Consider the following 26,484-nt stretch of genomic DNA (forward strand, 5'->3'; position numbering starts at 1 on the left):
TCAGTTTAGACTGGGGCTGTTTTCAGGCACGAGAACATGGTTTCCCTCTAAGACGCAGCCCGAAAACAACCGAGTGGATTAAAAAATAGGGTATCACTCCTGTGGTTATATTTTATCCAGGGTGAGGGCAGGGAACCAGGGTGAAAACTTTCAAAAAATGAATGACCTTAATTAACGGTTTTAAATTTCAGAGAGGAATTTAAACGATTTTGTAGATAGAGTGGGTTTTGTTATTCAATCTCAAAATGAGATGGCTATTAATTTCAAGGGGAATCTAAAAAATTACCTGAAGGGAAACAATAAAAATAAACGTTTAGCAATTTTGACATATACTCCACTTCCAGAACGGGGGCTTATTTAGCACTCCAGATGGCTGCAATAATGTGTCCACGGTTTTTGTTAGTCTGTGAACAAGGATTATAGATTAGTGACATACCAACAGTGCGAGCAGTGTGGTGTGATCACGTTCTGGTGTCTTGCCATCCTCAATCCCTCCTGTCTCTACTTTGGTGAGAACGGCTCTCATTACGGAAGGTAACTATTCCCATTCGTTTCAGGAAGACAGGTTTCAATATGTCTGGATATAAAAAATTCACCTTTTCTATGAATAAGTTAATTGTCATACAAAGCACGAATAGCTAAAACGTGATCAAGATCATATCCTGCCGCCATCCTATAAGCCCTAATACGGGGGGTTGTAATACCTGTGGCATAGACGAAATTAAGCGCTTTCAAATGGTGGGTAGAGAGGCATTGAGTAATCACCCCGGCGTTGCTGATCCCTGGTCTATTGCGTCGCATATCATGCGATAAAGAGCGCATAGGGCACCACGGCAGAACTAAACGAAGTGAAAGTAGTTTCGTTACTATTAGCCATAGTGCATTGTTATCAATAGTATCGTTGGGGGGATATTTATTGGAGTTGATACGGTTTAACGATATGAGGTAGTGGAGATAGTTGTAAATGAGTGATGTTAATTTAATTCGCAATTTCGATGTTGCTCAAGCAAGGATTGCTTTTCTTGAAACGCTCAGGCTTATGTTAAGGGGCAGTTAGATCATAAAATATTAACCATTGAAAAGAATGAAAAAAGATAGATTTATTTCTTCTCATTAGTCTGTTGGTTATTCTGGCTTGTGGCACTTTTCTGGCTTTGGGGAATTAAAATGAAATTACTTGTTAAATGGATGCTGGCAACTTTAACGGCTGCTTGTGTGATTGCTCCTGCATATGCAGAAAATTTTACAGTGCAACCTGGTGAACAACCGATCAGCCTACGGGTTTTTAAATGTGGCTCTACTATCGTCAGCTTTGATGAATACAAGCGCCCTGATGGTATATATCGATTCGTAAGCTGGAGTGATAGCAAAGGCAGCAACTTTAATATTCCAATGTACATTGATGGCAAGATCCCGGATGAAAAAACAGGGGAAATCGTTTATACAATGCTTTTCACTAAATCCGACAGTGACGGGAACGGGCAAGGCAAAGGGGCTATGTTCGATATTCATCATAAGAGTGGTGTCATCGAGGCTCATTTCTCTGATAAAGCAATGAAAACGAATAGTGAAGGTACAAAAGTTTATTATTCAGCCAAATGTGAACAGACTGATTACGAAAGTTTTAATTGAGAATATAACAATGAAGTGTTTATTAGCAGTTGTGATTGTTGCTCTATTGGCGGGATGTGCTGAACAAGTAGAGGTAGCACCTACACCGGATGAAATGGGGCGTGATGCTCTCACGCTTGCTACTCTTGAGGCAGAAAGCGTGGGAGGTGAGGGGGCTTATGATTATCTGTTACCAGAGGATCAGGCGGCTATCCTAATGACCATGCGTAATAAATTCCTGACAGCGCAATGTTTTAACCGGGCTGCTAATGATAAAGCCGCTGTGAAAGATAAAAGTGCTTATCTGGCAGGAGTAAAAGCAAGGGTAGCCATTCAGTTTAATGAGGCTAACCCAGTATTGCATGATCAGGCAATTGCACTTTGTTCTAAATGGGCTGAGAAGGGATTGAACTAATGAAATATTTATTATTAATGACTTTAGCGTCTGTAATGCTTATTGGTTGTGCTAACAACCCTAACGCCTCAGATTATGAATTATGTCAGGCAATGAGCGGTGACACGTTTACCAGTGGATCAGAAGCAGCTCAAATGATGCAAAGCCGTATACAGGCAGGAACCTCCACAATCTCAGCAGCTGATTGTGCCAACATTGCACAAAGTACAGCGGCGGGGTGGCAACAAAAAGCGGCTAATTTGAATGCTGCTAGCGCGGCTTACAATCAGAGTATTCAACCTAAGCCAGTCACTCAAACTAACTGTAATCCAACTATAGGCGGCGGGTTTACCTGTACTCAGCAGTAAGGATTGAATCGCTACGGGTTTAACAGACACCTCAGAGTCATTTAAGATGGAAGCAGTCAGCGTTATCCTGAAGAGTTTAAAATTGAAGCAGTCAAACAGGTTGTTGATCGTGCTGATGTTCCTGAGGATCGATTTGTTTTGCCTGAAGAGAGTGGGACTCTGCCCGGTAGTTTCGGGCATCGGCAAGGGTGACTGACGGGTAGGGGCAATGCTCTTCTTCGCTCGTTTCTTGGTGACAGACCGGATGTAGCGAAACCGCCAAATATTACTGCCGCTGGATTTGATGAGTAGCTCAAGGCTATCACCATCATAGAGAACGGAGTCCATTTCCCTGGGTTTGGCGGATTCGATTTCCTTAACGGAAAGAGGTTTGTCTTGCCATTGCCGGGTTTCCATCGTTTTAGGCACCTCAAAAACAATCATGTTTTATGAGGTGTCTAAAAGGTTCGGATTTAATGAGTAGGCTTCAGGCTTCGCGGGACAAATTCAAGGCACAAAAAAGCCCGCAGGGCTTGTTACTCAGTTGGTAGAGAAAAATCTTTTTTTCGTTTAACTGTACACACTATTCACCATGTATTTTATTATTTATTTATCAAATGGATAAGCAGTGATGAGTAAGTGAAGAGTAGACTCTTCACATTAGAGCAATGCCTGCACCCTTAGGACGCTTAGTATTTTGGTTGAAATAACATCAGCGAATTTTCTCAGGCGCAGGAGTAGCTGAAATCATCATATATTTTTGTAGTCCGGCTTCTCGTTTCACACCTTTCGGATCTGAACCAAAAGGAAGCCTCAAACGTGGTGAATCAACGGTTTTGATTGTCCATAGAGAACCACCAATGAATCTGAAATTGATGCTATCCGCTGAAACAGATAAGTCCTCAAAACTTCCCGTCGAGTATTCATTACCCAATCGAACTATCTCTTTAACACCATTGCGAACATCAATGAGGGCAATTGTTAGTGATTCCTCGAAAATAACATCATCCGTCAGAAACAGAATGTAACGCTGCTCATTGACCTGAACCGCCGCTTCCAGCACTTGCCCTGGTATAATAATGCCAGTGCTATTGCCACTGAGCACAACATCAGACTGAGCCTGGGATAAATCGGTAGCTTCGCGAACCGTTACCAGAGATATTGAATTAATCTGCTGCATAATCAATTCCACAAACGTCCCATTTCCCATGCGGCAAGAGCACCGCCGACAAAACCGCCAATAAGTACGCAAACAGGTGCGCCTGGCCCACACATTAATCCTGCCATCGCACCACCTGAACTATTAATGGCTATTTGTCTCCCCGACTCAGAAACTTTATTGTCGGCGGTATAAATTTCATAAACAGAAATCGCAATCGAAAGAACAATAAGCCCTCTTCCAACGTGGGAGAGTTGCATCATTTTCATGTTTACTTGCGGGTTAGATTTACCTGCGGATTCGACGATATTTGCGTATATCTGATTTTTTTGTACTTCAGAGAGGTTGTTAAAATTTGCCTGTGGTCAAAATAAGGATTTCGCTTTTTTGGCAACGAGTTCATTGAGCGTTTTACCCTCGGTTTTGATCTGTTCGGCCATTGCCCGACCAAGTGGAGTGCTCCGCGATCTCACCATTTCCATGATCACATTTCGTGTTTCCTGAGTTTCTCATGCAGCTTTTTCCCATGAGATTACACCAGCATTAGCCTTTGCCTGTAAAGCTGCAGACATTTCTTTGATTCGTTTTGAGTATTCAAGGCGTAAACGGGGATCCACTGATAATCTTGCAGCGGCGGCGGAAACGTCGCCTTGCAAGGCATTTATAGCGCTTTCAAATTTTTCGCGGCAATTGGTGTCTAAGGCGCTAAGTAAAGTCGCATCCATATTCTCATTGTTCCTTTTATTGGCTCAGAGAAGCGTTGAACAAATATCTAGCACATTATCACTAAAAGTTCTTTTTTATATTTACTGGTTAAACTACTGTTTGTGATAATTTTATATTTATTTTCAATGAATTATAAGTAAATAATTGGCGGGTAATTACCAGTGAGATCTTAACAATATGCTGTTTGTGGACACAAAAAGACCGGCAATTGCCGGTCAGAGTTTGCGGGTTCAATGCACTTTGGTAGCCAGTCGGCGTTGCTTTCCTCTTTGAGCGTGAGGTTTGTCTGCATGCCCGGATTTGCCCGACGTTTATCGTAATTTAGCCCATACTCTTTCAGCATGGCGGGATGGTTACAATGAGTAATTTCCCTGCGTTTAGGACCAACGAAAACAATAGAGCTTTTCGTTGGGTCTATCAATGGGCCTAAAAGGTTCGGATTTAATGAGTTTACTTCAGACTCAGCAGGACAAATTCAAGGCACAAAAAAGCCCGCAGGGCTTGCGCCGTGCGGGCTATTAGGACTTCATCGGATGACTCTGGTAATCACCGATGGAGAATTTTGGTGGAGCTGGCGGGAGTTGAACCCGCGTCCGAAATTCCTACATCCTCGGTACTACATGCTTAGTCAGTCTTTACATTCGCCTGGCACCTGCGGACAGACACGCCACTACCAGACTAGCCTGATTAGTTTTAACGCTTCAACCCCAGGCAGGGCTTCCACGCGATCTCTTTTGGGTTTGACCTCTCTTTGATCCCCGTCTTAAGAGCGGAAGCTAGGGAGAGAGGGCTCAGAGCAGGTTATTAAGCTGCTAAAGCGTAGTTTTCGTCGTTTGCGACTATTTTTTTGCGGCTTTTTACGAGGCAAACCGCCCCTCGGCATGCACCTTGGGTTTCGCGAATCCCGTCGAATCCAGAATCAGCCCCAATGTGTTAAAGCAAGTATAACAGATTTGTGAAGCTCAATGCCAGTCTGTATCTGTTCGCTTAGCGCTCATATAGCGCTTATTTCATGCGGTTATGCGGTTTATTCAGAGCGTCAGAGACGGTTTCCGCTTACTGACGATCAACGCAGGTTATCGTTGCTGGTTAAATTTGGGATATTGCCAGGAGGTGAGTATTGAGGAGTGGCCAGTTGCAATCATGAAACTGGCCACAAAGTTTGGCTGGCGGTTATCGTCCCGCATTTTTCATGATACGTGCTTTATCCAACTGCCATTCACGCTCTTTCACATCCGAACGTTTATCGTGCTGTTTTTTACCTTTCGCGACGCCAATTTTCACTTTGCACCAGGCGTTCTTCCAGTACAAGGAGAGCGCCACAACGGTGTGGCCTTCCCGGTTCACGCGGCCATAGAGAGAGTCTAACTCACGCTGATTAAGCAGCAGTTTACGGGTACGGGTCGGGTCGCACACGACGTGCGTAGAGGCTACAGCCATGGGCGTGAAGTTGGCGCCAAACAGGTATGCTTCGCCGTCTCTCAGGATCACGTAGCTGTCGCCGATGTTGGCTTTACCCGCGCGCAGGGATTTGACTTCCCAACCTTGCAGGGCAAGTCCAGCTTCGAACTCTTCTTCGATAAAGTATTCGTGTCGGGCGCGTTTGTTAAGCGCGATAGTGGCTGAGCCAGGTTTGTGTGCTTTTTTCTTCGTCATAATGCCGCTCAGTATAGGTAATCTGGAATCGAAAAACACCCCATTATCATCCTGCGGGGGGAAGGCATTATCTTAGCATGAACCCGCAAGTACCTGACCGGAGGTATAGCGTTTTTTTTACCGGATGATAAATGGTATTATTTGTTCGATTTATGTTGATGGAAATAGCTATGCCTCAGATAAGCCGGACAGCTTTAGTACCTTACAGTGCGGAGCAGATGTATCAGTTAGTAAATGATGTTCAGTCCTACCCCCAGTTTTTACCGGGCTGCATTGGAAGTCGTGTTCTGGAGTCGACGCCAGGGCAGATGACCGCTGCGGTGGACGTCTCGAAAGCTGGGATCAGCAAAACGTTCACCACGCGCAATCATCTGACGGATAATCAGAGCATCCTGATGCATCTGGTCGACGGGCCGTTTAAAAAATTGATTGGCGGCTGGAAGTTTACGCCGTTGAGTCATGAAGCGTGTCGCATTGAATTTCAGCTTGATTTTGAGTTTACCAACAAACTTATAGAGCTGGCGTTTGGGCGTATCTTCAAGGAACTGGCTTCCAACATGGTGCAGGCTTTCACCGTCCGCGCCAAAGAGGTTTACAGTGTTGGCTAAAATTGTCGTCGAGGTTGCCTACGCCTTGCCTGAGAAGCAGTATTTACAGCGTGTGACGCTGGCAGAGGGGGCAACGGTTGAAGAGGCTATCCGGGCTTCCGGGCTGCTGGAATTACGCACGGATATCGATCTCGCGAAGAACAAAGTCGGTATCTATAGTCGTCCGGTAAAACTTGCCGATGCGGTTCATGATGGTGATCGGGTTGAGATTTATCGACCATTAATCGCTGACCCGAAAGAGTTGCGCCGAAAGCGCGCAGAAAAGTCAGGCAATAAATAACTATTCAGGACGGGTCAGTCACAATAAAAAAGGTGCTCATTGAGCACCTTTTTTGATATTTTGACCCGTCCTAAATAGCGTTGACACATTTAACTCGCACACTGAGGAGAATGTGATGAACCAATACATTAAACGCACACAACGCGATTACCCACTATCCTTTAAACTGGCCGTTGTTGAACAGGTCGAAAAAGGTGAAATGACTTACCGCCAGGCGCAAGATCGCTACGGTATTCAGGGTAGCTACACAGTCATGGCATGGCTGCGCAAATATGGTCAACTCGACTGGCGTTCCTCCTCTCCTGTCAGAGCATGCGGAGTTAACATGCCTAAAATGCCTCTCACCCCCGAACAGCGAATTAAAGAACTCGAGCAGCAACTCGCTGAATCAGAAATCAAAGCACAGTTTTTTGAAGCGGTTGTGAAAGTTATGAATACGGAGTTCGGAGCGACTCTGACAAAAAAGCAGTTGGACGTCTTATCACGCAAACACAAACGCCGGGACTCACAGTAACACGTGCCTGCCGGTTCCTGGGGATTAGCCGGCAGGCATGGTATCAGTCTTTGCAGCGTGAGCGTGGCCGGGAAATTCAGGCCAGGAACATCATTGAACAGGTGACGACCATCCGGTTGCAACAGCCCCGGCTGGGCACGCGTAAATTGCATTATCTGCTGCGACAACAAGCAGACCCGGCGCTGTATGTTGGCCGTGACCGTCTGTTCCGGATACTGCGTTGCTCGCATTTACTGGTGATGCCGAAGCGGGCCTATCATAAAACGACGAACAGCCATCATCGCTTTTATTGTCACCCTAACTTATTGAAGTCAGGTGAACATCAGGTTGTTGCCAGCCATCCGGAACAGATATGGGTCGCGGATATCACGTATCTTCCACTGCGTCAGGGAACGGCGTATGTCAGTCTGGTAACCGATGTCTGGTCGCGAAAAATAGTGGGATATCATGTACATGAAAGTCTGCATACCCGGCATGTGGCCACCGCACTCAAAATGGCACTGGTGAGCAGGCGTACAACAGCCCCACTGATACATCACTCAGACCGGGGTATCCAGTACTGTTCAACAGAATATCAGGCGCTGCATGAACGTTACGGCGTCATCTGCTCGATGACGGATGGATATGACTGCTATCAGAATGCGCTGGCGGAACGGGTAAACGGGATATTAAAAATGGAATATCTTCTCGTCAGGCCAGAAGATATTGAGCAGGCGAGAAAGATGGTCAGGGAGTCGGTAGAGATTTACAACACACGGCGACCCCATCTGTCGTTAAAATACAAAACGCCCGATGAAGTTCATCAGGCGTTTTAAGGCTGAAAAGTGTCAACCTATATCAGGACTAGTCATTTGCGAGCTTATTTATTGCTGGTCAGTGCTGGCTTGTTGTCGATGTTAGTTAACACGCCGTTGCTGTTAAAGGTCAACGTCAGTGTTTGTTGCGTCACACCTTCGTGCCCTGGTTGCTGACGGAACACATAAAACCATGTGTTTGTGCCAAACGGATCGGACATCATTGGAGTACCCAGAGCATAAGCAACTTGTTGTTGCGTCATGCCGACACGCACTTTGGACACATCGTTAGGTGTCAGATAGTTCCCCTGGTTGATGTCAGGACGGTAAACCACTCGCTCCAGAGTGGAACAGCCTGCAGTCAACATCAGTAGTACTGCTGCGGCAGCAGTCAGCGTTTTACAGCGCATAGTGATTTGATTCCTTTTCGGGCCCGAGCAGTACGCGGCTCATATGTAATATGCCGATGATAATAGACCTTTCACCACTTTAAAACCTTTTGGTGTCGGCTCTTACGGCGATTTCGTTGTGTACTCTGACCCTGAAGGTGAAAAAAAGTTTACGCCGCCAGCAGTTCTTTCGCGTTTGCGAGGGTATTGCGCGTCACTTCGCTACCGCCGAGTAAACGTGCTAGCTCCTGCAGACGTGCACGTTTGTCCAGCGCTTGCATGTGTGTTTCGGTCATTGCACCGTCGGTTTCTTTGCTGACGAAGAAGTGTTGATGACCACATCCCGCCACCTGCGGCAAGTGGGTGACGCACATCACCTGAGTAGATTCACCTAGTTGACGCAGCAGTTTACCAACAACCGCTGCGGTTGGGCCACTGATACCCACGTCCACTTCATCAAAGATGAGCGCTGGGGTTTCCATCTTACGTGCCGTGATCACCTGAATAGCCAGCGCGATACGTGACAGTTCGCCACCAGAAGCCACTTTAGCAATTGGCTGCATAGGTTGCCCCGGGTTTGTGGTGACCTTAAATTCAACACGGTCAGCACCGTCCACACTTAAATGTTGCTCGTCAAACTTCACGTCGATGGCAAAAATCCCATGCGGCATGGAAAGGAGATGCATGCTTTCGGTAATGAGTTGCCCCAATTCCTGCGCATACAACTGACGTTGATCGTGCAGCGCTTTCGCCGCATCCAGCGCCTGCTGATGATGTTTACTTACCGCCAGTGTCAGGGTTTCCAGAGAGTCTGCCTGGTCGTCAAGCTGCTGCTGTTCTTCGAGCAGAGACTGATAAAATTGCGGTAACGCTTCCGGGCTAACGTGATGTTTACGGGCCAGTGAGATCTGCTTTGAAATCCGCTGCTCCAGTTCGAACAGGCGATTGGGATCTAAATCCAGACGGTCACAGTAGTGGCGCAGTTCGTCGCTGGCTTCGCTGAGCTGGATTGTGGCTTCTTCCAGCATGTCGAGAATGCCAGAAAGTTTGCTGTCCATGTCTGCCAGTTCAGTGACCAGTTGTTTTGCCGTATACAGCTGACTTTGCAAATTAACGTCTTCGCCGTCGGCCATGATTGCCAGCGCATTCTGGCTGGTTGTGAGCAGTTGCCCACTGTTGGCCAGACGTTTGTACTCTTCGTCTATTTGTTCAAATTCACCGGGTTGTGGATTGAATTCGTTAAGCTCTTTTAGCTGGTATTGCAGCAATTCGGCTCGGGCGGCGCGCTCCTGGCTTTGTTGTTGGTGATGCGCCAGATCGCGGCAGCTTTGATGCCACAGTTGATAACGCGCAGCCATTTCCTGAATCAGCGTGGATTCGTTCGCGTAGCCATCAAGCAGATTTTTTTGATGCTCAGGCCTGGTCAGCAGTTGATGTGCATGTTGACCATGAATTTGAATAAGCAACTGGCCGAGTTCGCGCAGTTGCGACAGGGGAACGGCGGTACCATTGATAAAGCCGCGCGAGCGACCATCGCTGCTGATGACGCGACGTAGTAAGCACTCGCGGCCTTCTTCAAGCTGATTTTCCTCGAGCCAGCGTAGCGCGGCCGGGGTATCTTTCAGAGAAAAGCGGGCGCACAAATCGGCGCGTGAGGCACCAACGCGCACCATGTCGGCGTCGGCCCGCCCACCCAGACACAAGCCGAGCGCATCAATTGCAATGGATTTACCCGCCCCGGTTTCACCGGTGATGACGGTCATTCCGCTCTGAAAATCGATCTCGAGTTCACGAACGATAGCAAAATTGCTGATGGTCAGTTGTGCCAACATAGCTGTTTTCCTGTATGAAAAACCATAACTGTAATTACGTACAGTATAAACTGGTTTTTTATACAGTAAAGAGTCTGGCGTAAAATTAGAATAATTTTTTTGACCAGCCCAGTTTGGCGCTTAATGTATTGAAATAGCTGTAATCTTTAGGATGTATCAAATTAAGGTGATAATCACAGCGGCGAATAAGGACATCTTCACCTTCCTGTATAGGAAGCGCAATCTGGCTGTCGCAGCTGATCTCAAGATCGTTACGGCGATGCGAAAAACGCAGGCGAATCGTGCTGCTGCTGTTGATCACCAGCGGGCGAGCTGAGAGCGTATGCGGGAACATCGGCACCAGGGTGATCGCGTCCAGCGAAGGGGTCAGAATAGGGCCGCCAGCAGAGAGCGAATAGGCCGTGGAACCCGTTGGGGTGGAGATAATCAACCCATCGGAGCGCTGTGAAAACGCAAAAATTTCGTCAATATAGACTTCAAACTCGATCATGTGCGCGACTTTGCCAGGATGCAGAACCACTTCGTTGATGGCGGTACTGATGCGCTTCTGGCAGTTTTGTTGGCACACCTGGGCTTCAAGCAGGAAGCGTTTCTCACTGATGTAGTGGCCTTCCAGCACATCGGCTAACTGCTGCAGGGCGTTGTCAGGGTCAAGGTCGGTCAGGAATCCGAGGTTGCCGCGGTTGATGCCGATGACTTTGATGTCATAGCGCGCGAGGGTGCGCGCCGCGCCGAGCATGTTGCCGTCGCCGCCGACCACCACCGCGAGGTCAGCCTGTTGACCAATCTCCGCAAGCGTGCCGGTTTGTACATTGTTGAGCTGTAATTCATGGGCGATTTGCTGCTCCACGATAACCTCATAACCTTTGGCGCATAGCCAACGGTAGAGCATTTCATGTGTGGTCAGTGCCGTGGGGTGACGTGGATGTCCCACAATGCCAATACACTTGAAATGGTTATTCATTTTCTCGAGGTCCTTGTAGCGAAGATTGATGACAATGTGAGTGCTTCCCTTGAATCCCTGAATCTGATCCCCATAATAAGCGAAGTTAGCGAGATGAATGCGAAAAAAAACGCGGAGAAATTCATGAGTAGTAAAGAACAGAAAACGCCTGAGGGGCAAGCCCCGGAAGAAATTATCATGGATCAGCACGAAGAAGTTGAGGCGGTTGAATCAGACGCTTCTGCTGAGCAGGTGGATCCGCGCGATGAAAAAATTGCGAATCTGGAAGCTCAGCTTGCTGAATCCCAGACGCGTGAACGTGACAGCGTGTTGCGTATCAAAGCGGAAATGGAAAACCTGCGCCGCCGTACTGAGCTGGACGTAGAAAAAGCGCACAAATTTGCGTTGGAAAAATTCGTCAATGAGCTGCTGCCGGTAGTGGATAGCCTGGATCGTGCGCTGGAAGTGGCCGATAAAGCCAACCCGGACATGGCGTCTATGGTGGAAGGTATTGAATTAACGCTGAAATCCATGCTGGATGTTGTGCGTAAATTTGGTGTCGAAGTGATTGCAGACGTTAACGTGCCGTTAGATCCGAACGTGCATCAGGCGATTGCCATGGTGGAATCTGAAGATGTGACACCGGGCAATGTACTGGGTGTTATGCAAAAAGGGTATACGCTGAACGGCCGTACCATTCGTGCTGCCATGGTCACCGTGGCGAAAGCGAAGGGCTAATCTGCTTCTCATAGTGCCGGGTGGCGGTGACGCCTTACCCGGCCTACAACTCCTGCCAGGCCTTATTCCGCCACACTTTCCCGCAGCGGTTTTACCGGCAACACCTGCACCTGTTTAATCATATTGTCCTGCACGTCGAGAATATCGATATCGTACTGACCAATACGCACGCGGGTACCTGCTATCGGGATCTCTTCCAGCGCTTCCAGGATAATGCCGTTTACCGTCCGGGCATCGTCTTCGGGGAGGTGCCAGTTAAACGCTTTGTTGATTTCGCGAACGTTGGCGCTACCGTCAATGATTACCGAACCATCATTTTGCGGCGTCACTTCTTCTGCCAGGGTGGGGGACATGGAGGTCGTGAAGTCGCCGACAATCTCTTCCAGAATGTCTTCAACCGTCACCAGCCCCTGAATATCGCCGTATTCGTTGACCACCAGACCGACTTTCTTTTTATTACGCTGAAATTTGACCAACTGTGTACTGAGCGGTGTTCCTTCCGGGACGTAGTAAATTTCATCAGCGGCGCGCAGCATCGTCTCTTTGGTGAACTCTTTCTTTTCCGACATCAGCCGCCAGGCTTCACGAACCCGCAGCATGCTTATGGCGTCATCCAGTGACTCGCGATAGAGCACGATACGCCCGTGTGGCGAGTGCGAAAGCTGACGCACAATCGACTTCCAGTCGTCGTTGATGTCGATCCCGATAATCTCGTTGCGCGGAACCATAATGTCGTCAACGCTGACTTTCTCCAGGTCCAGCACCGACAGCAGCATATCCTGATTGCGACGAGAAATTTGCGAGCGCGATTCGTTCACCAGGGTTCGCAGTTCATCTTTACTCAGCGAACTACTAATAACGATATCCGTTTTGATGCCCATCATTCGCATCAGCAGACGGGTTATGGTATTGAGCAGCCAGACCAGCGGCATCATCAGTATCTGCAACGGCGCAAGCAGGAAGCTGCTTGGGTAAGCGACCTTTTCCGGGTACATCGCGGCGATGGTTTTTGGTAATACTTCCGCGAACACCAGCACGACAAAAGTGAGCACGCCGGTGGCAATCGCTACGCCAGCATCACCGTACAGTCGCATACCGACAATTGTGCCGAGCGCCGACGCCAGAATATTCACCAGGTTATTGCCGATCAGCACCAGACTGATCAAACGGTCTGGCTTGCGCAGCAATTTTTCCACGCGTTTTGCCGGGCGGTTGCCTTGCTTCGCCAGATGACGAAGGCGGTAGCGGTTCAGCGTCATCATTCCGGTTTCGGAGCCGGAAAAATAGGCTGAAATAACCACCATGATGATCAGCGTGACGATCAGCGCGGTGGTGGAAATATGTTCCAGGGGAAACTCCTTAGAGGGTTTAGCTTACAAACTGCTGCAATACACGACTGCCAAAATAGGCCATTGTCAGAATGCCCGCGCCAGCAACGTTAAACCAGACGACACGGCGTCCACGCCAGCCTTCATGGTAATGCCCCCACAACAGGACAATATAGACAAACCACGCCACGATGGAGAGCACGGCTTTATCGATATTTTCCATGCTGAACAGGTTATGCATGTAAAACAGACCGGTACAAAGGGTCAGTGTCAGCAGTACAACGCCAATCTGCGTGATGTGAAACATTTTGCGCTCAATGCTCATCAGCGGCGGCATTTCATTACTGAAGGCCAGTTTTTTGTTCTTCAACTGATAGTCGATCCACGCCAGTTGTAAGGCGTACAGCGCAGCAATAATGAGCGTTGCGTAAGAGAACAGCGACAGTCCGATGTGTATCATCATGCCTGGCGTTGCTTCGAGGTGAGTAATGTACTCATTGGGCATGAACGTGGCGAAGGCCAGATTGATCAGCGCAAATGCGTAGACGATAGGCAACAAAAGCCAGCCGCGATTGCGTGAGGCAACAATGGTCATCACGGTGCAAATCATCAGGCTGACCAGCGAGCCAACGTTTAACAGGCTCAGGTTTTGTCCGCTGCCGTCGCCCGGCAGAATGCGGGCTTCCAGCGCGAACGCGTGACACACCAGCGCGATAACTGCGGAGAGAATGGCCATACGCCGCCAGCCGCTGTTTTTTTGCAGCAGACCAGGAACGATCAGCGCGAGGCTGATGGAATAGGCGACAAGGGCGAGCAGGGCAAAAACGGGCATATTAAGTGTCGACAGTTGGCCAGTAGAGAGAGAAGCAGTATAGCGTTACGTGACCGCTGCTCCAACCGTTGCATAACAACAAAGACGGCTTCATGTTATACTGCGGCAAAATTCTGTAGATGTGTCGCGCTAGCGACCAACCGTTTCCACCCCAGGCGAGAGACAATGTTTGATAATTTAACCGATCGTTTGTCGCGCACACTGCGCAATATCAGTGGCCGTGGACGCCTTACTGAAGACAACGTTAAAGAGACGCTGCGCGAAGTGCGCATGGCGCTGCTGGAGGCTGACGTTGCGCTGCCGGTAGTGCGTGAGTTTATCAATCGCGTAAAAGAGAAAGCGGTTGGTCATGAAGTTAACAAGAGCCTGACGCCAGGGCAGGAGTTCGTCAAGATTGTCCGTAACGAACTGGTTGCGGCAATGGGCGAAGAAAACCAGACGCTGAATCTGGCTGCACAGCCGCCGGCTGTCGTGTTGATGGCGGGTTTACAGGGTGCGGGTAAAACGACCAGCGTCGGTAAGCTGGGTAAATTCCTGCGCGAGAAACACAAGAAGAAAGTGCTGGTTGTCTCTGCCGACGTCTATCGCCCGGCGGCGATCAAACAGCTGGAAACGTTAGCTGAGCAAGTTGGCGTCGATTTCTTCCCGTCTGACGTGGGTCAGAAGCCGGTTGATATTGTTAATGCCGCGCTGAAAGAGGCCAAACTCAAGTTTTATGACGTGCTGCTGGTGGATACCGCCGGTCGTTTGCACGTTGATGAAGCGATGATGGACGAAATCAAACAGGTTCACGCCGCGATCAATCCGGTTGAGACTCTGTTTGTGGTTGACGCCATGACCGGTCAGGATGCCGCCAATACGGCAAAAGCGTTTAACGAAGCGCTGCCGTTAACCGGTGTGATACTGACGAAAGTGGACGGTGACGCCCGCGGCGGTGCGGCGCTCTCTATTCGCCATATTACCGGTAAGCCCGTTAAGTTCCTCGGCGTCGGCGAGAAGACCGAAGCGCTGGAGCCGTTCCATCCAGACCGTATCGCCTCCCGAATTCTCGGCATGGGCGATGTGCTGTCGCTGATCGAAGATATCGAAAGCAAAGTTGACCGTGCGCAGGCTGAGAAACTGGCCAGCAAGCTGAAAAAAGGTGACGGCTTTGATCTGAACGATTTCCTTGAGCAACTGCGTCAGATGAAAAACATGGGCGGAATGGCGAGCCTGATGGGCAAGCTACCGGGCATGGGGCAGATTCCTGACAACGTTAAATCGCAGATGGATGACAAAGTGCTGGTGCGCATGGAAGCCATCATCAACTCGATGACCCTGAAAGAGCGCGCCAAGCCGGAAATCATCAAAGGTTCCCGTAAACGTCGTATCGCAGCCGGTTGCGGCATGCAGGTACAAGACGTTAACCGTCTTCTGAAACAGTTCGACGACATGCAGCGCATGATGAAGAAAATGAAGAAAGGCGGTATGGCGAAAATGATGCGTGGTATGAAGGGGATGATGCCCCCCGGATTTCCTGGCCGCTAAAAACAAGGGAATAAGGCTATCTTGTTTGCCATTTTAGCCCCGGGGTGTGCTCAAAATGCTCACGTACTGCGTGTACGCTCCGCTTTTTGCGCGCACGCCGGCACTAAACTGGCTGCACCGATATACGCCTTATATCCCTTGTTTGGCATATGTGAAGCATATGCTGATTGCAATTTCCCCAGAAATGAGTAAAATTTTCGGGCTTTTAATATGACACCCGGGCCCCGTCCCTCGATGGGGCCCGGGTGTTCTATTCACACAAGAGGATGTTATGGTAACTATTCGTTTAGCTCGTCACGGCGCTAAAAAGCGTCCGTTCTACCAGGTTGTTGTTACTGACAGCCGTAATGCACGTAACGGTCGCTTCATCGAGCGCGTTGGCTTCTTTAACCCAATCGCTAGCGAAAAAGAAGAAGGCACTCGCCTGGATCTGGATCGCATCGCTCACTGGGTTGGCCAGGGCGCGACTATTTCTGATCGCGTAGCTACGCTGATCAAAGCAGCAAACAAAGCAGCTTAATCTGTCACGGTGGTCATGATGAGCAAGCAACTCGCCGCACAAGTCCCTGTTGAACCCATAGTTCTGGGGAAAATGGGTTCTTCTTACGGTATTCGTGGTTGGCTCAGAGTGTTTTCTTCCACTGAAGACGCCGAAAGCATTTTTGACTATCAGCCCTGGTTTATCCAGAAGGCGGGTCAGTGGCAGCAAGTACAGCTGGAAAGCTGGAAGCACCACAATCAGGATCTGATCATCAAGCTGAAAGGCGTTGACGATCGTGATACTGCGAATCTGCTGACTAATTGCGAAATTGTCGTGGATTCTTCGCAGTTGCCTGCGCTTGAAGAGGGTAGCTACTACTGGAAAGACCTGATGGGCTGCCAGGTAGTGACCACTGAAGGCTACGATCTCGGTAAAATCGTCGATATGATGGAAACCGGATCAAATGACGTCATCGTCATTAAGGCAAACCTGAAAGATGCGTTTGGTATCAAGGAACGTCTCGTACCGTTCCTCGATGGGCAGGTTATCAAGAAAGTCGATCTCGCTACTCGTACTATCGAAGTAGATTGGGATCCTGGTTTTTAAACCACCGGATAAACGGTAAAAGACGGCGCTATGTGGATTGGCATAATTAGCCTGTTTCCTGAAATGTTCCGCGCAATTACCGATTACGGGGTAACTGGCCGGGCAGTAAAGAATGGCCTGCTGAACATCCAGAGCTGGAGTCCTCGGGACTTCACGCATGACCGGCACCGTACCGTGGACGATCGTCCTTACGGCGGCGGACCGGGGATGTTAATGATGGTGCAACCCTTGCGGGATGCTATTCATGCAGCAAAAAGCGCGGCGGGTGAAGGCGCAAAGGTGATTTATCTGTCACCTCAGGGACGCAAGCTTGATCAAGCGGGCGTTAGCGAACTGGCAACGAATCAAAAGCTGATTCTGGTGTGTGGTCGCTACGAAGGCATAGATGAGCGCGTGATCCAAACCGAAATTGACGAAGAATGGTCAATCGGCGATTACGTTCTCAGTGGTGGTGAGTTACCAGCAATGACGCTGATTGACTCCGTTTCCCGGTTCATCCCGGGGGTTCTGGGTCATGAAGCTTCGGCAACGGAAGATTCTTTTGCTGATGGATTGTTGGACTGTCCGCACTATACCCGACCTGAAGTGTTAGAGACGATGGAAGTACCGGCGGTGTTACTGTCGGGGAACCATGCTGAGATACGTCGCTGGCGTTTGAAGCAGTCGCTGGGCCGTACCTGGCTTAGAAGACCTGAACTTCTGGAAAACCTGGCTCTGACTGAAGAGCAAGCAAGGTTGCTGGCGGAGTTCAAAAAGGAACACGCACAACAGCAACATAAACATGATGGGCATGCGTAATACGCTCCCGATATATCAGTTTACCCAGGATAAGAGATTAAATTATGAGCAACATTATTAAGCAACTTGAACAAGAGCAGATGAAGCAGGACGTACCTTCCTTCCGTCCGGGTGATACCGTGGAAGTGAAAGTATGGGTTGTTGAAGGTTCCAAAAAACGTCTGCAGGCATTTGAGGGCGTGGTTATCGCTATTCGTAACCGCGGTCTGCACTCTGCATTCACTGTTCGTAAAATTTCCAACGGCGAAGGCGTTGAGCGTGTCTTCCAGACTCACTCTCCGGTAGTTGACAGCATCTCTGTCAAACGTCGTGGTGCTGTTCGTCAAGCTAAACTGTACTACCTGCGTGAGCGTACTGGTAAGTCTGCTCGTATCAAAGAGCGTCTTAACTAAGATATCGCTCAGGCGACATCCTGTTAAAAAGGGCTGGCCAATTGGCTGGCCCTTTTTTTATGGCTGATTAGTTCATTTTGTTAACTTTTTGGTCATGTATCATTTACAATGCCTCCGTCGTCGCAGGAGGAACTGTGGATATCGGGACATTTCGCCAGTCAGGTCATCAATACAACGCGGCATGGTTAGCGCTGTGCGCGATCCTGCTGATTGTTGTCGCGCCGCTGATCTCGGTTTCTCTGCAAAAAGACCCCATGAGTACAATGTCAGGCATGCATCATGAGATGAGCATGATGGCTGAACCTGATGAACATCATCAGCAGTCCACGCCCGCAACGACGCCCGTCGACCATGGTGAAGCGTGCGGCTATTGTGTCTTGTTCGCGCATGTTCCTGGGCTGATGCTGGCGATTGTGCTTTTGCTGTGTGCAATACTGTTGCGGCAGAAAAGTGCGTCTCCGCGACCGATTGTTAAACACTGGCATTTCTTTCCCTGGCTTTTCCCCGATACGCGCGCGCCGCCGCGCAGGTCTGCTATTTCCTGATTCTTACAATAAGATTGTGCGCGAAAGCGTCACGACACTCTTTTGCTTGTTCTGAGGAAAAGTATGACCACCTGCACTTCACGCGCGGCATGGATTACCTTGCTGCGACGTCTTCATTTCTATATCGGTTTGTTCGTTGGGCCATTTATTTTCGTGGCAGCCTTAACGGGGACGCTGTATGTGGCGACGCCACAGTTGGAGGAGGCGCTCTATTCGCAAGCGCTGCAAGGCTCCATTCAGGGTGAGACTCAGCCGCTGGCGGCCCAAATCGCTATCGCCGAACAGGTAACCGGCGGACATCTGCGATTGCATTCCGTGCGTCCGGCGCTGGAAGCGGGGCAAACGACACGCGTCATGTTTGCCGACCCTGCGCTGAATGAATCTGAGAACCGGGCGATTTTTATTGATCCGGTGACGCTTGCGGTAACAGGCGATATGACGGTCTATGGCACCAGTGGTATTTTGCCGCTGCGACAATGGATTGATTATGCGCACCGCTCTTTGTTGCTTGGCGATGTTGGGCGAATTTATAGCGAGCTGGCCGCCTCCTGGATGTGGGTGGCGGCGCTGGGCGGCATTACGCTCTGGTATTTTACCCGTCCTAAACGTCGGCTGAAAAACCGCGTACAGAATCATCGTCGTCTACATGTCACGCTGGGATGGTTTTTGCTTGTGGGGATGCTGCTTTTCTCGGCAACCGGCCTGACATGGTCGCAGTGGGCTGGCGGCAATGTAGATAAAATGCGGGCCACTTTTGGCTGGCTAACACCGCAGGTGAATACTCAACGGGATGGCGTTATGCCAGTGCAGAATGAACATGCCAGTCATCATGGGCACTTTGCAGGAATGCCGATGCCTGCAAAAAGTGTTGATGCAAACGCGTTTGATGCGGTGTTGCATGTCGCGCAGGTATCAGGAATTGATGCCAGAAGGCTGGAGATCCGACCGCCAAAGGACGCGCAGCATGGCTGGACGGTGACGGAAATCGATCGTCGTTGGCCCACTCAGGTCGATGCTGTTTCTGTGGATCCTCAAACTCTGCACGTTATCGATCGTACGTATTTTTCTGATTTCCCGCTTATGGCGAAACTGACGCGCTGGGGTGTGGATTTTCATATGGGGATACTGTTTGGCGTGATAAACCAGGTCGCATTGATCGCGTTCGGGGTTGGGCTGTGTCTGATGATTGTGATCGGCTACCGACTGTGGTGGATCCGTCGCCCGGCACGTTCAGAAGTTGATCCCGCACAGACGCTTGTACAGGGGATCCTCGCGATCGGCTGGCAGGGAAGGGGCGGTCTGGCGGTGCTGGCTGTCGCGCTGGGGGTAGCGATGCCGGTGTTGGGAATCAGTCTTTTGCTGTTTATGGTTGTTGACTGGCTGCGCTGGTTCAGTGCTTCTCGTGTTCTTCAGGCGCAGTCAGCCGACGAATGATTAAGGCGTGCTGATAACGATGGCAACACGACGGTTTTCAGCACGACCTTTTGCCGTTTGATTACTGGCAACCGGGTATTTTTTGCCTAAACCCTGGGTCGTCAGGTTCGTACGCGGAACGTTCGCACCTTCAGCCCAGGCATCTGCCACCACATTTGCACGCTTGAGCGATAACGCTTCGTTGTAGCTGTCTTCGCCGTAGTTATCCGTGTGACCGTCCAGGCGGGCATGGTTCAGGCCGGTAGACGATAATCGGGAAGCCATACCCTGGATTTGCTTCTGGCTTTCTGGGCGCAGTTTGTAGTCATTTTTATCAAACAGAATGGTATCGGATAAACCCAAAGACCAGTCTCCGGCGGATTCGGTAAATCCGTATGACTTCATCGCTGCAATCTGCTCGGGGGTAAATTTGCCCTGTGGCTGTGCCTGACAACCCGTCAGAATCAACGTAGCCAGAATCAGTGGAGAAAAAAGACGCTTCATCATGTGTGTAATTCCTTATTATTTAATCCAGCGTTGAGAACGCTGATGTTTAGCCTGATACATATTACGATCGGCCAATTCTTGTAATTTTTCAGCAGTCGCATTTTCCCACGTCAGGGCGAAACCAATACTCAGCGTCATGTTCGCCAGATGCCCGTTAAGCAGATCAAAAGGCCGGTTAAACTCCTGCGAGAGCGCGGCACAAATGCGCTGGACTTCATATTCTGAATGAACGCCATAAAGTACCATGGCAAATTCGTCTCCGCCGAGCCGGTATGGGTGATGGCGTTTACCGCCAAATTCTGCCAGCCTTTTCGCCACTTCAATTAAAACGCGGTCGCCTGCTGCGTGACCCCAGGTGTCATTAATTAATTTAAAATTATCGCCATCCAGGAATAACAATGCCGAGCTGCTACGGGCAGAATTATCGTTCATCAACGCGTTAATACTGCTGCGAAATGCAGCCCGATTTGCAAGACCGGTCAAAGGATCGTGCAATGCAGTACGCAACAACTGGGCATTTTTAGCTTGCAGTCGTAATTGCCACTCTTCCATCTCATCCAGCAGACTATTGAAATCCTGCGCAAACAGATGAAATTCTTCAATGCGCTCCTCGGAAACCCGGCGTGAGAAATTACGATTAGTACGGACGTCGTGTACCACGTCCGTGATATTTTGCAGTGCGTCAACCACGCCATTATGCAAATAGCGTGTGAGAAGAATCGCAATGCCAGCCGCCAGTAAAATACACCCGGTAAGCACCGCCAAAGACAACCAGATAAAATGGCTGATGAGGCTGTCACGGGCAGTCAGGCGAACTTCACCAATGACATTGCCGTTATGCCAGACCGGTTGAGTGACCGGTAAGGGAAATAGCCAGTGGCTGACTAAGCCACTCAGTTTGTCATCGGAGGCCCTGGCATCATAATGCCAGGTTGCGAGCAATTTTTGATTTTTGTCGCGGACTTCTGCCGCTGAAAATTGGCCTTGTCGCCCCAATGCCGCCAGCGTTTCTGCTGCGGCAGTTCCATCAGCAAACACCAGTGCAGCTTCAAGGCTGTGGGTCATTGTGGCGGCGGTCAGATCCAGGTTTTTTTGCGCATACTGTTTCAGCGTCAAGACAGACGCTACGCACAACAGCAACCAGATTAGGGTCATTGTCACCACGACGCTTATCATGCTGATGCGTCGCAATGTCCGTTTGAACGTCGGTCGCGTGATTGGGGAGAACTCCTTACCCATGCTTTTGATTCCGTGCAAGCATCAATACGTCCGGATTTACTCTGACGCCACTGCGCGAGAGTGCATCCAGATTAACGGAGAATCTGACTTCATCATTGTTAATAATCAAACAGAAAGCGCTGCCGATAATACACTCGGAGTTTTGTTCTGCAATTAATAACAATGTCTTAGACGGATATTTATTCGTTAATTCCACCTGATAGGTAGGGGATTCATTTCCGAAATAAAAACCATCGCAACGCGCGGTCAGTGCTTCCTGTTCCGAGCGGATGATAACAGGCTGGTAGGGTAATGGCCCCGAATGACTATCTCCAAGTGTACTGGTGAAACGAGACGAGGAGAAAATACACAACCTTGGTGGTTCTGATAACGAAGGCCAGCGAGTATAGCTGACAATGCCAGAAACTATCGAACGCACAGATTTGGCTTCGTCGGTCATGCTCGCGGCGTAAAGTGGCAATCCCGCCAGTAATAGCGTTAGCAGAAATTTGAGTCGGTGAGAAAATATCATAAACAGGTCATCACCAGCATCAGTCGTAAAGCATTTAAATACATCCGTGATCGTTCACAACAAAATAACATTATTTTGCCCGAGAGTCATTACACCATACAGGTTAACAAATGCCTCTTAAGGTAAATCTCATGTAAATATTAATTCGTAAGGTTTTTATTAATTGAGCCTTATTGCGCCAGCCCCTTCGTCGGCCCCTTTTTGCCAGGCGCTGCGTATCTCACTGGCATTTTCTACGGTATCGCAGCTGGCGGGAAATGTTTTCCCTGCCAGGCCTCTGGCATACGCTAAATCTTGCTGACAGGTTTTTCGCTGACCTTCCGCATAGCCTTTAAGGTATTGCGTCCGGTCGACTTCCGGGTCATTAAAAGTATCGGCGAGCATGTCGTTATCTTTAACGGCATATCCTGCAATGGCATCTTCAATACCGGCATCGTACCAGTCAGTGCCGGTCCAGGTAGGGGAGAACGTATAAGGATCTATCTGACATCCGCTGAGAAGTATTGTGAGTAGCGCGCCTGCGAGTCGCTTCATTGCCTGTGCTCCTGTGTTTTTCAAAGCATAGCGGATTAATAAATATCGGAGTGTAAATTTATTAGTACATGAAGATGCTTGGTGGCTGCACTTATGTTGAGTTCTGTAAAATAAAATTTACGGAATGTGGATTGAAATCTTTACCTGTTGTGTTATCGTTACGTCATCCTCACTGAGGAAAACTATCGCAAACGAGCTAAACAGGATCACCATCATGCAAAAAGACGCGCTGAACAACGTACATATTACTGACGAACAAGTTCTGATGACGCCAGAACAACTGAAAGCGGAGTTCCCGCTGAGTTTGTCACAAGAGGCGCAAATCGCCCAGTCACGCAAAACCATTTCTGACATCATTGCCGGTCGCGATCCTCGTCTGCTGGTGGTGTGTGGGCCGTGTTCTATTCATGATCCTGAAACTGCGCTGGAATATGCTCGTCGATTTAAAGCCCTTGCCGAAGAGGTCAGCGATAGCCTCTACCTGGTGATGCGCGTCTATTTTGAAAAGCCCCGGACTACCGTTGGCTGGAAAGGGTTGATTAACGATCCTCATATGGATGGCTCTTTTGATGTGGAAGCCGGTCTGAAAATTGCGCGTCAGCTGCTGGTTGATTTGGTCAATCTGGGGCTGCCGTTGGCAACAGAGGCATTGGATCCTAACAGCCCGCAATACCTGGGCGATCTGTTCAGTTGGTCCGCCATTGGCGCTCGTACCACGGAATCGCAAACTCACCGTGAAATGGCATCGGGTCTTTCCATGCCGGTTGGGTTTAAAAATGGTACGGATGGCAGCCTGGCGACAGCGATCAATGCGATGCGTGCCGCAGCACAGTCGCACCGTTTCGTTGGGATCAATCAGGCGGGTCAGGTGGCGCTGTTGCAGACTCAGGGTAATCCGGATGGTCATGTGATTCTGCGCGGCGGCAAAGCGCCTAACTACAGCCCTGCTGATGTCGCACAATGCGAAAAAGAGATGGAACAGGCAGGACTGCATCCTTCTCTGATGGTAGATTGCAGCCATGGTAACTCAAATAAAGATTACCGCCGTCAGCCTGCCGTGGCTGAGTCTGTGGTTGCGCAGATTAAAGATGGGAATCGTTCAATCATTGGCTTAATGATTGAAAGCAATATTCACGAAGGTAATCAGTCTTCTGAGCAGCCGCGCAGCGATATGAAATACGGTGTGTCTGTGACGGATGCGTGTATTAGCTGGGAAACCACCGATGCACTGCTGCGTGAAATTTGTGGAAATCTCAACGGTCATCTGGCGGCGCGTGTAGCATAAGAGGCTTGTTATGGTTGCTGAGTTGACCGCATTACGCGATCAAATAGATGAAGTGGACAAGGCGTTGCTGGATTTGCTGGCGCGCCGTCTGGAATTAGTGGCTGAAGTCGGTGAGGTCAAAAGTCGTTTTGGCTTGCCGATTTACGTACCTGAACGTGAGGCCACGATGCTGGCTTCGCGCCGTGCTGAGGCTCAGGCGATGGGGGTTCCGCCCGATCTCATCGAAGATGTGCTGCGCCGGGTCATGCGTGAGTCTTACTCCAGTGAGAATGACAAAGGGTTTAAGACCCTTTGCCCTTCTCTGCGTCCGGTGGTTATCGTCGGCGGTGCCGGTCAAATGGGGCAACTTTTCGAGAAAATGCTCACGCTTTCAGGCTATCAGGTGCGCATTCTTGAGCAGCAGGACTGGGATCGCGCCGGGGAGATTGTTGCCGATGCCGGGATGGTGATTGTCAGTGTGCCAATCCATGTGACTGAGCAGGTGATTGCAAAACTACCGCGTTTGCCGTCTGACTGCATTCTGGTCGATCTGGCATCGGTGAAAAACGGCCCTGTGCAGGCGATGCTGGCGGCGCATGCCGGGCCGGTTCTTGGTCTGCATCCGATGTTTGGCCCGGACAGCGGCAGCCTGGCGAAGCAGGTGGTGGTCTGGTGCGATGGTCGCCAGCCGGAGGCGTATCAGTGGTTCCTGGAGCAAATTCAGGTCTGGGGAGCACGACTGCACCGTATCAGCGCTGTCGAACACGATCAAAATATGGCGTTTATTCAGGCTCTGCGCCATTTTGCTACTTTTGCTTACGGGCTGCATCTGGCAGAGGAAAATGTCCAGCTTGAACAGTTACTGGCGCTTTCTTCACCGATTTATCGCCTTGAACTGGCGATGGTAGGACGCCTGTTCGCCCAGGATCCGCAGCTGTATGCCGATATTATTATGTCGTCAGAAAGCAACCTTGCGTTGATCAAGCGTTACTACACGCGTTTTGGTGAAGCCATTGAGTTGCTGGAGCAGGGGGATAAACAGGCTTTTATTGACAGCTTCCGCAAGGTAGAACACTGGTTTGGTGATTATGCCAAACGCTTCCAGAATGAAAGTCGCACGCTGCTACGTCAGGCGAATGATAGCCGTCAGTAAGTAAGATGCCTGCCAGCAACGCTGGCGCGTCTTAGCGAGCCTACAAAAATTGCATGAATTGTAGGCCCGCTAAGCGTAGCGCCATCCGAAAACGGACTTTTGTCTCAGGTCGGATCCACCGGCACCACGTTCTCGCTGGGATAACACCCCAGAACCTTCATGGAACGGGTTATCTCTCCCAACTCCTTCAGCGCTTTTTGCATCTCCGGTAATTCCAGATTCGCCTGGATGTCGAGGTAAAACATCTCTTCCCACGGATTCCCGTGGATCGGACGCGATTCCAGTCTGGTCATGATCAGATTGTGGTTGCGCAGCACCAGCAGTGCTTCAACCAGTGCACCCGCCTGTTGGCCGGTAGCCATTAACAGCGTCGTTTTTGCCGGAACCTGATCGGAAACGTTGATTGCTTTGCGCGCCAGCACGACGAAGCGGGTGATATTTTGCGTCTGATTCGCTTCAATACGTTCAAGAACCTGTAAACCGTGTAACCCACCACCGGCTTCACTTCCCAGCGCGGCAACGTGTGGAGAGTTCGCCTGCGCCACTTTTTCCATCGCTGCTGAGGTACTTTCGGTGTATTCGATTTTCCAGTGTGGGTAACGGTTCAGGAACTTACTGCACTGCTGGAAGGGTTGCGGATGGCTGTATACCGTTTCGATGGTGTTCAAATCTGTTGTGCCAGAAACCAGCACACAGTGGTCGATAGTGATAGTCATCTCGCCGACGATGGACAGCGTCGTGTGCTGCAGGAGATCGTAAACGTCGTTGATGGCGCCGGAGCTGGTGTTTTCAATCGGCACGACGGCGTAGTCTGCTTGCCCGGTTTCAACCTGATTAAAGATATCGGCAAATTTTGCACAACCGCTTTCGATAAACTGCTCAAAGTGACGGGCGGCATACTGACGGGCGGCGAGGTGAGAGTAAGAACCTTTTGGCCCCAGGAAAGCAACACGCGCAGAGTGAGGGTTAATCTTATTCAGATGCTGCTGCAGCAGGGCCTGTTGGGTGAGTACGGAGTCTTCAATAATGAGCTGGAACAGGCGGGTGATATAGTGCGCATCCAGATGATGTGCTTTGCCGAGCGTGATCAATCTGTCCAGCAAATCACGTTCACGGTCAATATCGCGCACCGGGCGATGAGAGAGCAGTTTGGCTTTGCCCACTTCAACCGCCAGCTCACGACGCTCGGCCAGCAAGGCCAGCAATTTTTCATCCAGCGAGCTTATCTTCTCTCGCAGTACCAGTAACGGGTTTTCCGATGTCATAGTGTTGCCTTTCTTGTTATCAATAAAAAAGGCCCCCCGGTTTGGGAGGCCTTGTTGTTCGTCTTCGCATTCTTTTTCACACGACGAAACGCCTCCCA

At 49.8% G+C, this 26,484-nt stretch carries 30 protein-coding genes, 1 other RNA gene, 2 pseudogenes and 1 other annotated feature (1 of these 34 running past the window's edge); of the genes and pseudogenes, 16 read left to right on the forward strand and 17 right to left on the reverse strand.

What is annotated here, in order from left to right:
- Positions 1–1,167 precede the first annotated feature (1,167 nt).
- Genes ACO7SM_RS05285 through ACO7SM_RS05295 form a run of 3 tightly spaced genes read left to right on the forward strand, consistent with a single transcriptional unit; the run spans position 1,168 to position 2,373 of the window.
- Positions 1,168–1,632, forward strand: coding sequence for a hypothetical protein (locus ACO7SM_RS05285; RefSeq protein WP_490469994.1), 465 nt, complete (start codon positions 1,168–1,170; stop codon positions 1,630–1,632).
- A 10-nt stretch (positions 1,633–1,642) separates the two neighbouring features.
- The gene (locus ACO7SM_RS05290; RefSeq protein ID WP_490469995.1) at positions 1,643–2,026 is read left to right on the forward strand and encodes a hypothetical protein; all 384 of its coding nucleotides are present in this window, start codon (positions 1,643–1,645) and stop codon (positions 2,024–2,026) included.
- Complete coding sequence (locus tag ACO7SM_RS05295) at positions 2,026–2,373, forward strand: hypothetical protein (protein ID WP_490469996.1); 348 nt, start codon at positions 2,026–2,028, stop codon at positions 2,371–2,373. The genes ACO7SM_RS05290 and ACO7SM_RS05295 overlap by 1 nt, the downstream gene beginning before the upstream one ends.
- A gap of 103 nt (positions 2,374–2,476) precedes the next feature.
- Here the strand turns inward: ACO7SM_RS05295 and ACO7SM_RS05300 are convergent.
- From ACO7SM_RS05300 to smpB, 7 genes and pseudogenes are all read right to left on the reverse strand, one after another.
- Positions 2,477–2,769: pseudogene (locus ACO7SM_RS05300) on the reverse strand (integrase arm-type DNA-binding domain-containing protein); the annotation flags it as partial.
- A 295-nt stretch (positions 2,770–3,064) separates the two neighbouring features.
- Positions 3,065–3,532: a hypothetical protein gene (locus ACO7SM_RS05305; RefSeq protein ID WP_490469997.1), complete on the reverse strand. Its 468-nt coding sequence runs from the start codon at positions 3,530–3,532 to the stop codon at positions 3,065–3,067.
- 2 nt (positions 3,533–3,534) lie between these two features.
- The gene (locus ACO7SM_RS05310) at positions 3,535–3,780 is read right to left on the reverse strand and encodes a hypothetical protein (protein WP_490469998.1); all 246 of its coding nucleotides are present in this window, start codon (positions 3,778–3,780) and stop codon (positions 3,535–3,537) included.
- 240 nt (positions 3,781–4,020) lie between these two features.
- A complete protein-coding gene (locus ACO7SM_RS05315; RefSeq protein WP_490469999.1) occupies positions 4,021–4,236 on the reverse strand; it encodes a hypothetical protein in 216 nt (71 codons plus the stop codon).
- Between the two features lie 170 nt (positions 4,237–4,406).
- Positions 4,407–4,583 (reverse strand): annotated as a pseudogene (locus ACO7SM_RS05320) (hypothetical protein); the annotation flags it as partial.
- A gap of 217 nt (positions 4,584–4,800) precedes the next feature.
- Positions 4,801–5,164: a transfer-messenger RNA gene (ssrA, locus tag ACO7SM_RS05325) on the reverse strand.
- A 246-nt stretch (positions 5,165–5,410) separates the two neighbouring features.
- The gene (gene smpB / locus ACO7SM_RS05330) at positions 5,411–5,893 is read right to left on the reverse strand and encodes an SsrA-binding protein SmpB (protein ID WP_192613142.1); all 483 of its coding nucleotides are present in this window, start codon (positions 5,891–5,893) and stop codon (positions 5,411–5,413) included.
- Between the two features lie 131 nt (positions 5,894–6,024).
- Here smpB and ACO7SM_RS05335 point away from each other — a divergent pair, with 131 nt between their 5' ends.
- From ACO7SM_RS05335 to ACO7SM_RS05345, 3 genes are all read left to right on the forward strand, one after another.
- A complete protein-coding gene (locus tag ACO7SM_RS05335; protein WP_490470000.1) occupies positions 6,025–6,501 on the forward strand; it encodes a type II toxin-antitoxin system RatA family toxin in 477 nt (158 codons plus the stop codon).
- The gene (locus ACO7SM_RS05340) at positions 6,491–6,781 is read left to right on the forward strand and encodes an RnfH family protein (protein ID WP_490470001.1); all 291 of its coding nucleotides are present in this window, start codon (positions 6,491–6,493) and stop codon (positions 6,779–6,781) included. The genes ACO7SM_RS05335 and ACO7SM_RS05340 overlap by 11 nt, the downstream gene beginning before the upstream one ends.
- Before the next feature lie 115 nt (positions 6,782–6,896).
- Positions 6,897–8,110, forward strand: a protein-coding gene (locus ACO7SM_RS05345; RefSeq protein ID WP_490467723.1) for an IS3 family transposase whose coding sequence is annotated in 2 segments (ribosomal slippage) — positions 6,897–7,239 and positions 7,239–8,110 — 1,215 coding nt in all. Because the reading frame shifts where the segments join, the coding sequence is not laid out codon by codon here.
- 44 nt (positions 8,111–8,154) lie between these two features.
- Here the strand turns inward: ACO7SM_RS05345 and bamE are convergent.
- The 3 genes from bamE to nadK form a co-directional block, all read right to left on the reverse strand.
- Positions 8,155–8,499 (reverse strand): outer membrane protein assembly factor BamE, encoded by a 345-nt coding sequence (gene bamE, locus ACO7SM_RS05350; RefSeq protein WP_192613139.1) that lies wholly within the window; start codon positions 8,497–8,499, stop codon positions 8,155–8,157.
- Positions 8,500–8,648: 149 nt separating this feature from the next.
- Positions 8,649–10,310: a DNA repair protein RecN gene (gene recN / locus ACO7SM_RS05355; RefSeq protein WP_490470002.1), complete on the reverse strand. Its 1,662-nt coding sequence runs from the start codon at positions 10,308–10,310 to the stop codon at positions 8,649–8,651.
- Between the two features lie 85 nt (positions 10,311–10,395).
- Entirely contained in the window at positions 10,396–11,274 is an 879-nt protein-coding gene (gene nadK, locus ACO7SM_RS05360; RefSeq protein WP_192613137.1) for an NAD(+) kinase, read from the reverse strand.
- 123 nt (positions 11,275–11,397) lie between these two features.
- On the opposite strand from nadK, the gene grpE reads away from it, so the two are divergent.
- The gene (gene grpE / locus ACO7SM_RS05365) at positions 11,398–11,991 is read left to right on the forward strand and encodes a nucleotide exchange factor GrpE (protein WP_276294266.1); all 594 of its coding nucleotides are present in this window, start codon (positions 11,398–11,400) and stop codon (positions 11,989–11,991) included.
- A gap of 62 nt (positions 11,992–12,053) precedes the next feature.
- On the opposite strand, the gene ACO7SM_RS05370 is transcribed toward grpE, so the two are convergent.
- Both ACO7SM_RS05370 and ACO7SM_RS05375 read right to left on the reverse strand, forming a co-directional pair.
- Entirely contained in the window at positions 12,054–13,340 is a 1,287-nt protein-coding gene (locus ACO7SM_RS05370) for an HlyC/CorC family transporter (RefSeq protein WP_490470870.1), read from the reverse strand.
- 19 nt (positions 13,341–13,359) lie between these two features.
- Positions 13,360–14,151: a cytochrome C assembly family protein gene (locus ACO7SM_RS05375; RefSeq protein WP_203360307.1), complete on the reverse strand. Its 792-nt coding sequence runs from the start codon at positions 14,149–14,151 to the stop codon at positions 13,360–13,362.
- A gap of 165 nt (positions 14,152–14,316) precedes the next feature.
- Here ACO7SM_RS05375 and ffh point away from each other — a divergent pair, with 165 nt between their 5' ends.
- From ffh to ACO7SM_RS05410, 7 genes are all read left to right on the forward strand, one after another.
- Entirely contained in the window at positions 14,317–15,678 is a 1,362-nt protein-coding gene (gene ffh / locus ACO7SM_RS05380) for a signal recognition particle protein (RefSeq protein ID WP_276294267.1), read from the forward strand.
- Between the two features lie 271 nt (positions 15,679–15,949).
- Entirely contained in the window at positions 15,950–16,198 is a 249-nt protein-coding gene (rpsP, locus tag ACO7SM_RS05385; protein WP_003031228.1) for a 30S ribosomal protein S16, read from the forward strand.
- An 18-nt stretch (positions 16,199–16,216) separates the two neighbouring features.
- On the forward strand, positions 16,217–16,765 hold the full coding sequence (rimM, locus tag ACO7SM_RS05390) for a ribosome maturation factor RimM (RefSeq protein WP_490470871.1): 549 nt from the start codon (positions 16,217–16,219) through the stop codon (positions 16,763–16,765).
- A gap of 30 nt (positions 16,766–16,795) precedes the next feature.
- Positions 16,796–17,563 (forward strand): tRNA (guanosine(37)-N1)-methyltransferase TrmD, encoded by a 768-nt coding sequence (trmD, locus tag ACO7SM_RS05395; protein ID WP_490470003.1) that lies wholly within the window; start codon positions 16,796–16,798, stop codon positions 17,561–17,563.
- 44 nt (positions 17,564–17,607) lie between these two features.
- Positions 17,608–17,955: a 50S ribosomal protein L19 gene (rplS, locus tag ACO7SM_RS05400; protein ID WP_203360309.1), complete on the forward strand. Its 348-nt coding sequence runs from the start codon at positions 17,608–17,610 to the stop codon at positions 17,953–17,955.
- A gap of 134 nt (positions 17,956–18,089) precedes the next feature.
- A complete protein-coding gene (locus tag ACO7SM_RS05405; RefSeq protein WP_490470004.1) occupies positions 18,090–18,500 on the forward strand; it encodes a DUF2946 domain-containing protein in 411 nt (136 codons plus the stop codon).
- Positions 18,501–18,563: 63 nt separating this feature from the next.
- A complete protein-coding gene (locus ACO7SM_RS05410; protein ID WP_490470005.1) occupies positions 18,564–19,934 on the forward strand; it encodes a PepSY-associated TM helix domain-containing protein in 1,371 nt (456 codons plus the stop codon).
- Here ACO7SM_RS05410 and ACO7SM_RS05415 read toward each other — a convergent pair whose 3' ends face one another.
- From ACO7SM_RS05415 to ACO7SM_RS05430, 4 genes are all read right to left on the reverse strand, one after another.
- Complete coding sequence (locus ACO7SM_RS05415; RefSeq protein ID WP_490470006.1) at positions 19,935–20,420, reverse strand: OmpA family protein; 486 nt, start codon at positions 20,418–20,420, stop codon at positions 19,935–19,937.
- A 15-nt stretch (positions 20,421–20,435) separates the two neighbouring features.
- Positions 20,436–21,659 (reverse strand): diguanylate cyclase DgcN/YfiN, encoded by a 1,224-nt coding sequence (dgcN, locus tag ACO7SM_RS05420; RefSeq protein ID WP_490470007.1) that lies wholly within the window; start codon positions 21,657–21,659, stop codon positions 20,436–20,438.
- On the reverse strand, positions 21,652–22,170 hold the full coding sequence (gene yfiR, locus ACO7SM_RS05425; protein ID WP_490470008.1) for a regulatory sequestration protein YfiR: 519 nt from the start codon (positions 22,168–22,170) through the stop codon (positions 21,652–21,654). Before yfiR ends, dgcN begins: the two co-directional genes overlap by 8 nt.
- 159 nt (positions 22,171–22,329) lie before the next feature.
- Entirely contained in the window at positions 22,330–22,704 is a 375-nt protein-coding gene (locus ACO7SM_RS05430) for a DUF2799 domain-containing protein (RefSeq protein ID WP_490470009.1), read from the reverse strand.
- 214 nt (positions 22,705–22,918) lie between these two features.
- Between ACO7SM_RS05430 and aroF the strand changes: the two genes are divergently transcribed.
- Entirely contained in the window at positions 22,919–23,989 is a 1,071-nt protein-coding gene (gene aroF / locus ACO7SM_RS05435) for a 3-deoxy-7-phosphoheptulonate synthase AroF (RefSeq protein WP_490470010.1), read from the forward strand.
- 10 nt (positions 23,990–23,999) lie between these two features.
- Complete coding sequence (tyrA, locus tag ACO7SM_RS05440) at positions 24,000–25,121, forward strand: bifunctional chorismate mutase/prephenate dehydrogenase (protein ID WP_490470011.1); 1,122 nt, start codon at positions 24,000–24,002, stop codon at positions 25,119–25,121.
- A gap of 104 nt (positions 25,122–25,225) precedes the next feature.
- Here the strand turns inward: tyrA and pheA are convergent, their stop codons facing one another.
- On the reverse strand, positions 25,226–26,386 hold the full coding sequence (pheA, locus tag ACO7SM_RS05445) for a bifunctional chorismate mutase/prephenate dehydratase (protein WP_490470012.1): 1,161 nt from the start codon (positions 26,384–26,386) through the stop codon (positions 25,226–25,228).
- A gap of 22 nt (positions 26,387–26,408) precedes the next feature.
- Positions 26,409–26,484, reverse strand: a sequence feature (Phe leader region); it runs 50 nt beyond the window's last position.

This window comes from Citrobacter sp. LJND-P06 (genome assembly GCF_058188415.1).